Source organism: Campylobacter concisus, from assembly GCF_002913225.1.
GTDB classification, from domain to species: Bacteria; Campylobacterota; Campylobacteria; order Campylobacterales; family Campylobacteraceae; genus Campylobacter_A; species Campylobacter_A concisus_J.
On the sequence record NZ_PPAW01000011.1, the window covers coordinates 21,449 to 35,037 of the forward strand.

The following is a 13,589-nucleotide window of genomic DNA, read 5'->3' on the forward strand; positions in this document are numbered from 1 at the left end:
CTAAATGCTATAAATTTTTGTTTAGAATTCTCTGAGCTTCTTTTATATACTCTTTAGATGCATCTAGTCTTTGTTTAGTAAATTTAAATCCGTGCATACCCCACGAACCATCTTTTTCGACCATGTCGATGATCTCTTGAGCGTTTTGGACAAGCTCATAAACTCTTGCTTTATCACTTGGATCTAGCTTTTTAGTCTCTAGTAGTGAGTAAATTCCTTCGATGCCTATTTTGACCTCTGAGAATTCATTTTTAACTGGAGTTTGCCATCCCATAACCTCATCATAAACTTGTTTTTGGTTTTTGAAATGAAGTGTTGGTTTTAGCTCAGATAGCACTGGACTATGGCAGCCTTTATTATCTTTCATATCTTTATCAGCCCAAGATGTTCTAGCGCATGCCCACATCAAATCAACATAGTTGTGGCCATTTTTATCTCTCTCAAAGTGCCAATCTTTAGCATCTCTTGGACCTTTAGCTGCGTCGCCTGGGACAAGAGATTTCTCTTTTGGATCGACCATGATCTTCCAGATGTGAGAGCGTCTTTGAGTATCAAAGCCAGCGTTGTCTTGGAACTGAACAGCGTAGAAATTCTCGCAGCTCATCATAAATGGCATGTGGCAAGATGCACAAGTGTTGTTTTTGTGTGTATCTGCTTTTGATGCGATATATGCTTGAGTCTCGTGACAATCTTTACAATCTTTTTTGATCTTTGGTTTAGTGTAGAACGCACTTAGATAGCCTTGATCTGGGTTGTAGTTCATGCCAGTTACGCTCTTATCGCCTACGACGTTACCTGTGTTATCGTGTGGATCGTGGCAAGTGACGCATCTCATACCTTTATCGTAGTGAGCGGTAAAGTATGATTGTGAGCCTTCTGAACCGCATCCTGGTCCCATTGATTTAAATTTAGAGCTAAGTGAGAGATCAAGCTTGCCGTTATTGAGTGGGTTGGCTCGCATTAGATCTGGGCTAAAGTTAAATCTTTGGTGACAGCGTTCGCAGTTTGATGTTCTAAAATTTGTAGCTCCATCAAGGTGACCGCCAGCTCCGTGGCACTCCTCACAGCTTACGCCTTTTGAGATAGTGTGTTTTTGAAGCTCTTTGGCGTTACCAAGTGCTGCGTAAAATTCCGCTTTTGACTTAAAGTCAAATTTAACTGGGTGGCAAACCTCACAATATGATGAGTTTGCTTGGAAAAACATCGACTTTTTATGTTTTGCGGCGTATGAGGCAAGACCTCTGACATATCCGCCATTATCGCCATACTCTTCAAGAGTGCCAGGAAATTCTGGGACGAGCTCTTTTATCTTTTTAACAGTTGCGTCGTCTAAATTTAACGCCCATGTTCTTTGCCATTGGTTACCACCAGCTACGATCTGACCTGTGCCATCTCTTAGCAAGCCGCCCTCAACATAGTAAGTACCACGAAGTAGCCATGCATCGACGTAGCCCATCTTAGTTCTTAAGTGACCAACGGTTGCATAGATGACGTCTGGAGTGATACCTTTTGGAAGGATAGAAGCGGTATCTTTGTCAAATACTGGCTCAGTTAGGTTGTTATTGACCTCTGGGTGCTCGCCAGGGAAGCGCATAGTAGTTGCGTGGCGAGATCTGCTCCAGACCTCATACTGAGCTGGGTGACACTCACCGCACTTTTCTGGTCCCACAAATTTATTAGGAAACTGAAGTGATGAGGTGGCTGGAATTCTATACATCATAGAGCTATAGCCCTTACCGCCATCTCTTTTACTAAGCTTTGACATATCAAAGCCATGTCCCTCGGCAAGCCACTCTAAGCCGCGGTCATGAACGACCATTTTGCCGACGGTTTTGCCACCATACTTTGTAAAAATAGGGTGGTTTTTAAATAGCCAGTTATACATCTCTTGCTCTTCTACGACGTAGTCTTGCAAGGAGACAACACCTCTACTTTGCAGTGTGCCTTTAGGATTTGCGATAACATCACGTGCTTTATCGGACATCTGCATATTATGCTCTTCGCAACAGGCTTGTGAAGCAAAGATACTAACACCCATGAGTAAGCCTGCTAAGGCTTTGTGTAAGTTTCTCACGTCTCCTCCTTTGAATTTTTATCCTAAAATCAAAATGATTTCATACTGATAATCTTAACACCAAAAAAGGGCAGAAAAGGGGGAAAATTAACAAATTATAAATTTTCGAAACTAATTGTAAATGCAACGTGGTTTTCATCTACATTTTTAGCAAAGATTATGGCGTTGTTTTTGCGAGCGATTAGCTGGCTCATATATAGCCCAAGCCCACTACCGCTCTCTTTTGTGCTAAAGTGTGGCTCAAAGATAACCTTTAAAAATGAATTTTTTATCGCTCCTGCGTTATTTTGCACGCATAAATTCTTGCGATCATCTTTTAAAAAGGCGCTTATCTTTATCACTCTTGGCTTTGTGTAGCTTTGTTTAAATGCGTCTTTGGCGTTGTTTATGATGTTTATTAAAATTTGGATTATCTCATTAAAATTTGCAAATACCTCAAAATTTTCTCTCACGTCTAACTGCACTTCGATCTGATACTTTTTAAGCGTTGCGTTTAAAATTTTTATCGTTTGATTTATCACTTCAAGCACCTTAAATTCTTTTCTCAAGGTATTTGGACTAAAGAAATTTTTAAAGTCATCAACAGTTTCTGACATGAAATTTATCTGCTTGCTTGTCTCTTCTATAAACTCATAAATTTTTGCCTCATCAAGCTTTTTTCGCTCTTGATAGAGTTCTAAATTTATCAAAGATGAGCTTATCTGCGCTAGCGGCTGCTTCCACTGGTGCGAGATATTGCCTATCATCTCGCCCATCGAGGCTAGGCGGCTTTGATGTATCATTAACTGCTCAGTCTGCCTTTTGCTCTCTTCGCCTCGCTTATGCATCTTATAAACAAGTAGTAAAAATAGCCCAAATATAAGCGTTATGGCGCTCATTATGACGATGACCTCTTGCAAGTGGTAGGTAAAAATGGCGCGAATTGGTATCTTAAACGAGATCATCGCGACAGTTTCGTTCACGTCTGGGATCTCTATGCCCTCCATGCCATATTTTTCTAGCATTTGTTGTGGGGCATTTGCGCTGCTGTGACAGGCTAGACAGCTTGGACTTTGGTTTTTTATAGGCAGACCCACAAAGAGCTGTGAGCCATTTTCATCTTTTATTATCTTTACAAATTCTTTAAATTTATTCTCTTTAAAGCCGTGCAAGACACCAGCTTCAAATTCATTTGGCTCGTGGGCTTTGTTTAGCGGAGCGATGGCAACTAGCTTGTAGTCAAATTCAAGGTTGTATTTTTTCTTTTGGATGTTGTAAATTTCACGGCTTATATATGAAGATGATAGAAGTCTCTCGTCAAAAAAGTCCTCTTTTAAGATGCCCTGCTCTTTTAACTGCTCGATTAGTGGGCGCTGAACTCCAGCGATATACTCTCTTACAGAATTTATACTCTCAAGCACATAATGCGCCTCTCTTTTGGCGTCTTTCATCGCTAGGTCGTTGTAAAAATTTAAAACAAGTGCCGAAACTAGCAGATAGACAAAGATAAAAGCACCGACTATTAGCTGAAATTTATATCTCACAAAGGTAGCCCACGCCGTATAAATTTTTGATCACATCTTTGCCTAGCTTTCTTCTAAGCTCTTTTACTATGGTCTTTATAGCCTCTTTTGTCGGCTGCTCGTAGTCCCAGATGTAGTCAAAAATTTGCTCATAAGTGATAGTTTGGTTTTTATTGTTTAAAAAGTACTCCAAAAGCTTGCTCTCACTCTTGCTTAGATGAGAAATTTGACCATTTACGTAAAGCGCTTTTTTACCAAAGTCATACTCAAGCTCGTCATTTAGCCTGATGGTTGGCGTTCGCCCAACTAGCTCAAAAGCCACATCTTCAAGCGCTTTGATGAAAGATTTTTTATCGTATGGTTTTGCAAGATATCTTGTGATCTTTAGCTCAACCGCGCGCCACAGATACTCTTGCTCGACGTGGCTTGATAAGATCACGATAGGGATTTTTTGATTGATAGCTCTTACTTTTTTAGCGATCTCAAGACCATCGATATTTGGTACGCTGATATCAAGCACTAAAGCGTCATACGCCCCGCTCATAGCAAGCTCAAGCGCATCAAAGCCATCTGTTACGCCTTTAACCTCTGCGAAAAATAGCTCCAGCGATGCGCAAATATTTCGCAAGATCGCCTCTTCATCCTCTAAGCAAAGGACCTTTTTGTTTGATAAAACATCTAAAATATCATACTCTTGCATACGTCATCTCATCTCTTAAGCCAAAATGCCGACTTAAATAACACAAAATAAAAATTATTTCATAAATTTACATCATGATCGTAAGCTTAAAGTAAAAAATCGGCTCACTACTTAAGCGATAAATTTAAAAGAGAAAGTTAAATTTAGCCAAAGATTTGGCTAAATTTCCTAACTATCCTTTAGTTGCCTCTACTTCCAGGCTTAATCGCCTTGCTACCGCCTTTGCAAAGCAAACAGTGTTCTGGCTCGTAAATTTCAAATTCAAAATTCCCCAAAGCGAAAAATGGCTTGTCACTTGGCAGTTTTGCATTTGGCTTTGAGTCGTTGCCTAAATTTGCAACCTTGCAAAAGCCGCGGTTTGCAAGTGCAGCAAAGCCAACCACTTCGCCCCCAAGGCTCTCTATGACACGAGCTGCCTCAAGTGCTGAGCCACCAGTTGTGATGATGTCTTCACAAACTATAAATTTCTCGCCCTTTTTCACTTCAAAACCACGCCTTAGGCTCATCACTCTATCAACGCGCTCTGTAAATATAAAGCGCTTTTTCGCCGCGCGAGCTAGCTCATATCCAGCCAAAATTCCACCAAGCGCTGGCGAGCAAACGCTATCAAATTTAATGCCAAATTTCTCTATCACGTGTGCAAGCTCATCTGCTAGCTTTGCCGCAAGTGCTGGGTCTTCAAGCACCTTCGCACTTTGCAGATAAAACTGCGAGTGGTTGCCGCTGCTTAGCAAAAAGTGCCCCTCTAAATACGCCCCAGCGTCCTTATAAATTTTCTCTAAATCCATCGCTTTTTCCTTTTAAAATTTGCCAAAAATCTTAACACATACCCACTTAAGCCACTCTTTTTAAAATTTAATAAGCCCCGCCCTTGTATAATTCTTGCACTCATACAAAAAGGACACTCATGCTTCTCTTTAACCCTGTTGTTTTTAGCATTTTGGTGATGACGGTGCTATGTTTGCTGCGCTTTAACATCCTGCTTTCTATCCTCGTTTCTGCGCTTGTTGCTGGGGTTATGTATAAGCATGGTTTTAGCGGATTTGAAAGTGGTTTGGCAAGCGGTTTTGAGAGCTTTTTTTCGGCCCTAAAAGAGACCACTCAAAGCCTTATAAGCGGTATGCAAGGCAACCTTGAGACCTCGCTTAGCTACATCTTGCTAGGTGCTCTTGCAGCTGCCATAGCAAATACAAATTTAACAGCCATCTTAATAAATGCAATGAGTAAATTTCTTAGCTCAAATAAGGTCATTTTTACACTAACCATCGCGTTTATCGCTTGTTTGTCTCAAAACTTGATCCCAGTTCACATAGCTTTTATACCTATCTTGATCCCGCCACTTCTTGCTCTTATGAATAAAATGGGCATAGATAGACGTGCAGTGGCTTGCGCTCTTACATTTGGTCTGCAAGCGCCTTATGTGAGCATTAGCGTTGGCTTTGGTCTGCTTTTTCACAATATCCTTAAAAAAGAGCTAGCAAACAACGGCATAAACACAACCATCTCAGATATCTCATCAGTCATGTGGATAGGTGGAGCTTCGATGTTTGTAGGGCTCATCTTGGCCATACTTTTTTATAGTAAAAAAAGGATTTATAAAACTTCTAAATTTGAAAAGGCCGAGCTTGATGAGATCGAGCGTGCAAAAAGCCTTGAGATGACTAAAAAAGAGTGGGCGGTCTTAGCTGGTGCGGTTGTCGCCTTTGTCGTGCAAATTTACACTTCGCTCTTGCCACTTGGCGCACTACTTGGACTTTTGGTCATGGTCGTTTTTGGAGGCATCGAATACAAAAAAGTAGATAAGATCATGGATAACGGCCTTGCTATGATGGGCTTTATCGCATTTATCATGCTTGTTGCTGCGGGATATGGCACCATTTTAAGAGAGAGTGGCGGTATAGACGAGCTTGTGAAATACGCCAGCTTGGTATCTGGTGGCAAGATAGGTGGAGCATTTTTGATGTTACTTATCGGACTTCTTGTGACGATGGGCATAGGCACTAGCTTTGGCACTATCCCTATCTTAGCCTCTATCTATGTGCCACTTTGCCTTAGCCTTGGCTTTGGTGTACCAGCTATCATCTTGCTAGTTGGTATAGCAGCGGCTCTAGGCGACGCTGGAAGCCCAGCAAGCGACAGCACACTTGGGCCAACGAGCGGTCTAAATGCTGATGGTGAGCACAACCACATATATGATACTTGTGTGCCTACGTTTATATTTTTTAACATCCCACTAATCATCGGTGGCATCGTAGGTGCGTTGATACTTGGATAAAATTTGGCGTTAAAAGCGCCAAATTTCTCTTTTACCTTTTTCTCTTTTTGCCGATATAAATTTTGGAACATCTTTTGCTTTGAAAGATCATAAAAAATTTTAAAACGAGAAAAAAGGATAAGCTCATGATGAGATCACTTTGGTCTGGTGTTTCAGGCCTACAAGCCCACCAGATAGCCATGGACGTAGAAGGCAACAATATCGCAAACGTCAATACCTATGGTTTTAAATACAACCGCGCAAATTTTGCTGATATACTAAGCCAAACTCCAAGAGTAGCTACCGCTCCACAAGGTCAGCTAGGCGGTCAAAACGCTATGCAAATAGGTCTAGGAACAACCATAAACTCAACTACAAGAATTTTCTCACAAGGCACACTAACAGCTACTGATAAGCAAACCGACCTTGCTCTTCAAGGAAATGGCTTCTTTGTCGTCTCTCCGGATGGCGGAACGACAAGATACTATACAAGAAACGGCGACTTTGTTCGTGACAAAGCTGGTAACTTCGTAAATAACAGCGGTTATATCGTTCAAGGCTGGACTAGAGATGACGAGACTGGCACTATCGACTCAACTGGCCCGATAAGCAACATCGTCATCAAAGAAGGTCTTACAACTCCAGCAAGAGCGACAACAGAAGTTAAAATAAAAGGTAACCTTGACTCAGGCAACAGCATCGGTCAAAGAAGCACGCCTATCTACTCACTCGACTCAGTAGCTGGCGGACGTGACTTTAATAACGATGGAATTTTAAATGCTAACGAAGTTCATAATGAAAACGACGTAAATAACGATGAATTTTATACAAACTCAAAAAAAGAACAAATGCTGACAGAGCGTGGCGTCGATCTTGGTGTTACATTTGACGAGCTTGGAAACGGTCTTGCACTAAGAGATGGACAAGGCATCTGGGTCAGCTACGCAAATGCTAAGACTGAGAAATTTAGCATAGGAAGTCCTGAATCTCAAACAATTGGCAAGATAGATCCAGCAAAAACACTTGATATCACAATAAATGGTACAACTATAAAATCACAAGATCATACTATGACAAGCATCAGTGACGTTGCTGCTGCTATCAACGCTCAGTACAACAAAACTGGCGTTAGAGCTGAAATTTCAGAGGGTAATAAGCTAACACTTATAAATAGAAATAACTTAGGCACAACTGAAGAGACAAAAAATATTCACTTAGTGGTAAATGCAGGAAACAGCGTTGCTGGTCTAGCTAGCAAAGACATCATAACAGCTTATCAATATGTCTATACAAGCTCACAAACAACAGCTGTTCATCCAAATAACGACAAAATCGCAAGACAAATAACAACAACAGAAGATCTTCGTGCAGCTATGCAAGAGGATGCTAGAAACCACGTTGATTATAATGGTGATGGAAATATTGTTAATGTAAAAACATCAGATGAGATGGCAGAAAAACTAAGAGCCGCACAAGAGGCTGAAACAAAGGCTATACAAGAGAAAACAACTACAAAAACAGCAGCTAATGCTGCAAACAATGCTGCACAAAATGCAGAACAAGATGCCAATACAAAGAATACAGCTGCTACCTTAGCTATAAAAGCGTTAAATGATGTTATAGCTGCCGCTGGTGCACCAGGTCAAGCACTTATAGATGCAGTAAATGATGCTATGGCAAAAGCAGATGCAGCATCAAGAGCTGCTATGGATGCTATAAACAAAGCAAATTTAGTTGCAACATCTAAAAATGCAACAGCTGCCGAAACAACTAAAGCAAATGATGCAGCACAAGCTGCAGTAGCAGCTGCAAAAGCTGCCAATGATAATCTAATGACAGCAATAGATAATGTAGTATTTGCAGGTGGTGCAGGTGGTGCTGCGGCTGGCATACCAGCATTGAGGACAGCAGCAGAAACAGCCATAAAAGATGCAAATGAGGCTGCAAACGAGGCTGCAAAAAAAGTAAAAGAAGCAAATGAGGCTGCTCAAAAAGCAGCCACTGCTTTAAATAATGCAAATGAGGCTGTAAAAAATCGTGTAATAATACAAGAAAATATGGATGAACTAAATAGAGCGATCGGCGATGAAGCAAAAAAAGCACTAATGAAAAAGATGACAGATCTAAACGACGGAGTAAAAATAACAGTAAATAAACTAGGTCAATTTCAATTAGAAAATCCAGCGAGCGAGAATGCCGACCAAGCCCTATATATGACGATTACTGGTTTAACAAAGCCAGCAGAAAATGCTAATACAGCAGCCATAAATGAAAATGTTAGACTTACAACAATGATGAAAGCACTTGATGGCGCACTAAGCCCGGGTCAAGCTCTAAGAGCAAGTGGTAAGATGATGATGTCAAGCCACGGCTCAACGGCTGAAATTTTTGACTCACTTGGCTCAAAACACACAGTTAGTATCAAATGGGCAAAGACAGGCACTACAAAAGATGGTGGAACTGAGTGGAATATGATCATTCAAGTACCAGAGCCTGCTAAGATAAACTACACAGGTGAAGGTCCAGATAACGTCGTAACTGGCTCATTGAGATTTAACTCAAACGGCTCACTTGCTAGTTTTCACCCAGCTACGATAACATTTTCAGCTAATAACGGCTCACAAAGTGGTCAAAATGTTAGTTTAAATTTTGGTTTGGGAACTGATTTTAACGGATTAACAAGCTTTGATAAAGACTCTTCAACTGAGTCTATCTCACAAGATGGCTACACAGGTGGCACACTAAATGACCTAAAGATCGACGAAACTGGCACTATCATCGGTGCATTTACAAACGGACAAAGCTTTGGTCTAGCTCAAGTTGCACTTGCTAGCTTTACAAACAACGAGGGTCTTCAAAGTGAGGGCGGAAACGTCTTTTCACAAACTGCAAACTCAGGCGAAGCAGTCATCGGTGCAGCTGGCACAGGCGATAAAGGAACGATCGCAGCTTCAAAACTAGAAGCTAGTAACGTCGATCTAAGCCGTGCGCTAACAGATCTTATCGTCATCCAAAGAGGCTTTCAAGCAAACTCAAAAACGATCACAACAAGTGATGAGATGCTAAACACACTTCTTCAACTAAAACAATAATAAAGGGGGCGCTCGCTCCCTTTTAAATTTACAAATAAAATCAGCCTTCTTTTTGTAAAATGCTAAAAAATTTCACAAAAAGAGAAAATATGCAAGTAACACTTCTAAATCACACTCCACTAAATATCTGCTCTCACGCGATCCGCACATGCTGGCAAAGCTTTGAAAAAGGCGACAATGGCGGCGAAAAAGATGTCGAGCTGATAGATAGGGTGGGTAATAAATTTAAACACGCATCAACGCTAGAGCATCTTTACTACAACTTCTACATCCAAGGCATCTCTCGCGCGCTACTTCAAGAGCTAGCCCGCCACCGCATAGCGAGCCTAAGCGTCAAATCAACCCGCTACACGCTAAAAGAGCTAAAAAAGGAGGAGAAATTTGAAGTAGGGCAGTTTGAGCGTGCGGCTAAATTTATCGTGCTAACAAACGACGAAGCGGTCGATAACGCAAGCATAAAAGCGCTTGAAAACTTACGTGAAATTTTAGCCTCAACTACAAAGAGCCTTGATATAGTTAAATACTGCTTGCCAGAGTGTTATAAAACCGAGCTTACATGGAGCATAAATGCTAGAAGCTTGCAAAATTTCATCTCTCTAAGAAGTTCAAAGTCAGCCCTTTGGGAGATAAGAAATTTAGCAAATGCTATCTACGACGCCCTGCCAAATGAACATAAATTTATCTTTGAGAAGTGCTTGCCAGAGGATGAGGGTTAAAAATTAAGTGCAAAACAGCACCAAAGTATAAATTTAAAAAGTGTTCTAATATCTTTTAAAAATATCTTGGTGTCTGCCTATTTTAAAAAGCTTTAAAATTTCATCATCTCTTTGATAGATTATTACCAAATCTCCAAAAACGTGGCACTCTCTAAAATCTTTTAAGCTTCCAGTAAGCTGATGATCTTTTAAATCATCAGCTAATTTTTCATCATTTTGTAGTTGAAAAACCACCTTTGAAATCGCTTTTTCATCCCATCCTTGCTTTAAAACTAACTTCAAATCCTTTTTATAAGTGCTAAAAATTTCTAAAATTCTCATCAATGATTTTCTTGCTTTATTTCATTGATCAAGTCATCATGGTTTTTGTAAAATCCAACACTTTTTGCGTTTTTTAAATCAAGCAATGTCTGCTCTGTCGGCATCTCTTGCTCTTTTGAACTATTGACATACTTGATTTTATATTTTGGATCCATAGCTTGCGCCATCGCTTTAAATGCCTCAATAGCTTTTTGACTGATATTATCGCCTATTATTGTTATTGTTTGCATAGCATGCCTTTTTTGTTTTTTGGGGATTATATCATTTTTTGTTTTATTGTGTTTTTGTCTAAATTTACTTTTGTAAAACGTAAAGAAGTTCGTCTACGTGGATGTTTCTAGCTTTTAAATTTCTGCTGCCGCGGTAGGCATTATATTTTTGGCGAAGTAGATGAACTTTGCCCATTTTATTTAGGTTTTTATCAAATTCATCTTGGTTTATAAAGCCCTCTGAGTTAAACGAGATCAGCACAAATTTCGCCTTTAAATTTGCTATGAGCTCAAAAAATGCCTCGCTCGCTGATGATTTTTTATTAAAAACTGATCTGTTCCAGTCCTTTGCGATGCCTGAAACTTTTGAAATTTTACTTGGCTCTTCATAGCTTGCGATGAGATTTAGCATGAAGTAGTTTGAGCCGTATGGATGCTGGTTATAAGGTGGGTCAAGATAGACTAGATCGAGCTTGTCAAGCTCTTTTGCTAGCAAATTTGCGTCCTTTTGATAGACCTCAAATGGCACGCAAAAATTTGAGAAAATTGGCTTAGTCAAATTTATATCAGAGGTGATCCTTGAGATAGCATTTTGCCCCCTGCCACCAAACTGACCGATACCCTCTTTATTTTTATGAAAACCTTTAAAAATTCCACTCGTATTTGCATGCACGCTTGCATTATAAAGTAGCGGAGCTATGAAAAATTTTCTCATTTCAGCCGGCAACATCTCATCTATGAGCCTTCTTGCGGTGTCAATGAATTTGGCATTTTTCCTAGTGTAAAAGACCCGCTCGCCCCAAGCGATATTTTCGTCATCTTGTGGGGCATAAAGCCTTGTTATAAAGCCCTCATGAAGGCTATTTTTTATCTCTTTTTCAAGTCTCATTTGCCAGAAATTTATCTCATCTCTTAGCTCATTTGTGGCGTTTTGCAAATAACATGAGTTTGTGATGAAGCTGTAAAGCTCCAAGTCGTTTGCGACTAGAAATTCGCTATTTTGTTTTAAAAACCTAGCCACCACGCCGCTTCCGCTAAAGAGGTCGCAGCAACTAAGCTTCTCTTTTTTTAGCTCATCTTTTGCGTATTTTACGCCTTGTTCGATAAAGCCTAAAAGAGAGCGTTTATTACCAAGGTAGGTTAAAATTTGCTCTTTTAGATAGGCTTGATTTTCTTGTCTAGCTGGTTTCAAATCAGTGCTTTTTTAGTCCCATAGCATCAACGTCAAGCTTGATCTCATCGTTATTTATGATGACTAAACCTTGTGCTAAAATTTTGCTTGCTATGGCGTGCGCCTCATCAAGCGAGTGCATTTTGTAAGTGCCACATTGAAATTTATTTAGCTCTGGGATCTTATCTTGATCTTTGACCTCTAAGATATCTTTCATCGAAGCAAGCCATGCCTTTTTTACAGCCTCTTCGCTAGGTGTGCCGATCACACTCATATAAAAGCCAGTCCTGCAACCCATCGGCGAGATGTCTATGATCTCTACGCCGTTGCCATTTAGATGGTTTCTCATAAAGCCAGCAAATAGGTGCTCTAAAGTGTGAGTGCCCTTTTCTGGCAAAATTTCTTCATTTGGCTTGCAAAATCTCAAGTCAAAAACGCTGATATCATCGCCTTTTGGGGTCTTCATACTCTTTGCTAGTCTTACTCCTGGGGCTTTCATCTTCACATGATCTACGCAAAAACTATCAAGTAGTGGCATATATTCTCCTTTAAATTTTTGGTAATTTTAGCGTAAAAAAGATTTAAAATTTAAAGGCTCACGTAAATTTACATGAGCCTAGTAGTATTTGAAGTATTAAAATTTATTTTTTCTAACGTCTGTTAGTATGACCTTCGCCATGCTATCTATCTCGCTAGTTACGTCATTTGTGTTACTAACGACGCTTCTATTTTCTTTTGTGACGTTATCTATTTGAGCGACACTTCTATTTATCATATTTATGCCCTCAGCTTGCTCTTTTATGCTCTCACTCATCTCGTTGATTGATTGAGCAAGGACATTTGTATTTGCCTCGATCTCGCCTAGAGATTTTTGTGTCCTTTCAGCTAGTTTTCTAACCTCATCAGCCACGACCGCAAAGCCACGTCCATGCTCGCCAGCCCTTGCTGCTTCTATAGCGGCATTTAGGGCTAGTAAATTTGTCTGATCAGCGATGTCACGGATGATGACGATGATATTTTTTATCTCATCACTTTGTCTTATGACGTCCCCTGTCTTTTGTGAGATGGCATTCATCGAGCTACTCATCTGCTCAACCGCAGCCGCGCTCTCTTGGATAGAGTCAGCTTGTTTGCTCGCACCCTCAGTTAAATTTCTCATAGACTCAGCAAGCATAGTTGCCTTTTCTTCTAAAATTTGAGCTTGATTTAGGTTGCTATTTAGCATAGCACTTATAGCATCGCCTGCGTTATTTATGCCAACCATCATAGCTTTTAGATCAGCCTCTATGTCATCTCTTAGCTCGATCTTAGCTGTGTAGTCATTATTTGAGTAGGCTTTTAGGATATTTATGACGCTGCCTAAATTTTGACTGATAGAGCTAAAGAAAGTATTTAGCAGATCTTTTAGCTTGATAAGTGATGGGTTGTTTGGATTCTCACTTAGTTTGACGCCTAAATTTCCTCTTATCATGTTATTTGCAGCTACATTTAGCTCTTCAAGCATGGTGTTATCTTTTTTGATGCCAGCTATGACTTTGTCGATATTTTTA

The 13,589-nt window shown here is 40.2% G+C and carries 11 protein-coding genes and 1 pseudogene; 3 read left to right on the forward strand and 9 right to left on the reverse strand.

Annotated elements, in window-relative coordinates:
• Positions 1–7 precede the first annotated feature (7 nt).
• The 4 genes from CYP26_RS01015 to pyrE form a co-directional block, all read right to left on the reverse strand.
• Positions 8–2,074: a cytochrome c gene (locus CYP26_RS01015; RefSeq protein ID WP_009295151.1), complete on the reverse strand. Its 2,067-nt coding sequence runs from the start codon at positions 2,072–2,074 to the stop codon at positions 8–10.
• A 95-nt stretch (positions 2,075–2,169) separates the two neighbouring features.
• Complete coding sequence (locus CYP26_RS01020) at positions 2,170–3,597, reverse strand: c-type heme family protein (protein ID WP_103630040.1); 1,428 nt, start codon at positions 3,595–3,597, stop codon at positions 2,170–2,172.
• Entirely contained in the window at positions 3,587–4,276 is a 690-nt protein-coding gene (locus CYP26_RS01025; protein WP_103610411.1) for a response regulator transcription factor, read from the reverse strand. Before CYP26_RS01025 ends, CYP26_RS01020 begins: the two co-directional genes overlap by 11 nt.
• 179 nt (positions 4,277–4,455) lie before the next feature.
• Positions 4,456–5,064, reverse strand: a complete 609-nt coding sequence (gene pyrE, locus CYP26_RS01030) for an orotate phosphoribosyltransferase (RefSeq protein WP_103630041.1) — start codon at positions 5,062–5,064, stop codon at positions 4,456–4,458.
• Positions 5,065–5,183: 119 nt separating this feature from the next.
• On the opposite strand from pyrE, the gene CYP26_RS01035 reads away from it, so the two are divergent.
• The 3 genes from CYP26_RS01035 to thyX all read left to right on the forward strand — a co-directional run bounded on the left by CYP26_RS01035 (position 5,184) and on the right by thyX (position 10,338).
• Positions 5,184–6,551, forward strand: a complete 1,368-nt coding sequence (locus tag CYP26_RS01035) for a Na+/H+ antiporter NhaC family protein (protein ID WP_103630042.1) — start codon at positions 5,184–5,186, stop codon at positions 6,549–6,551.
• Between the two features lie 125 nt (positions 6,552–6,676).
• Positions 6,677–9,622 carry a flagellar hook protein FlgE gene (flgE, locus tag CYP26_RS01040; RefSeq protein ID WP_103630043.1) on the forward strand — a complete coding sequence of 982 codons (2,946 nt, stop codon included), beginning with the start codon at positions 6,677–6,679 and terminating at the stop codon, positions 9,620–9,622.
• Positions 9,623–9,711: 89 nt separating this feature from the next.
• The gene (gene thyX, locus CYP26_RS01045) at positions 9,712–10,338 is read left to right on the forward strand and encodes an FAD-dependent thymidylate synthase (protein ID WP_103630044.1); all 627 of its coding nucleotides are present in this window, start codon (positions 9,712–9,714) and stop codon (positions 10,336–10,338) included.
• Positions 10,339–10,383: 45 nt separating this feature from the next.
• Here the strand turns inward: thyX and CYP26_RS01050 are convergent, their stop codons facing one another.
• The 5 genes and pseudogenes from CYP26_RS01050 to CYP26_RS10635 form a co-directional block, all read right to left on the reverse strand.
• Positions 10,384–10,659: a type II toxin-antitoxin system RelE/ParE family toxin gene (locus CYP26_RS01050; RefSeq protein ID WP_103567136.1), complete on the reverse strand. Its 276-nt coding sequence runs from the start codon at positions 10,657–10,659 to the stop codon at positions 10,384–10,386.
• Entirely contained in the window at positions 10,659–10,889 is a 231-nt protein-coding gene (locus tag CYP26_RS01055) for a hypothetical protein (RefSeq protein WP_012140682.1), read from the reverse strand. The genes CYP26_RS01050 and CYP26_RS01055 overlap by 1 nt, the downstream gene beginning before the upstream one ends.
• A 64-nt stretch (positions 10,890–10,953) precedes the next feature.
• On the reverse strand, positions 10,954–12,060 hold the full coding sequence (locus CYP26_RS01060) for a DNA adenine methylase (RefSeq protein WP_103630045.1): 1,107 nt from the start codon (positions 12,058–12,060) through the stop codon (positions 10,954–10,956).
• 1 nt (position 12,061) lies between these two features.
• Complete coding sequence (luxS, locus tag CYP26_RS01065) at positions 12,062–12,577, reverse strand: S-ribosylhomocysteine lyase (RefSeq protein WP_012140684.1); 516 nt, start codon at positions 12,575–12,577, stop codon at positions 12,062–12,064.
• 96 nt (positions 12,578–12,673) lie between these two features.
• A pseudogene (locus CYP26_RS10635) lies at positions 12,674–13,240 on the reverse strand (methyl-accepting chemotaxis protein); the annotation flags it as partial.
• Between the last annotated feature and the right edge of the window lie 349 nt (positions 13,241–13,589).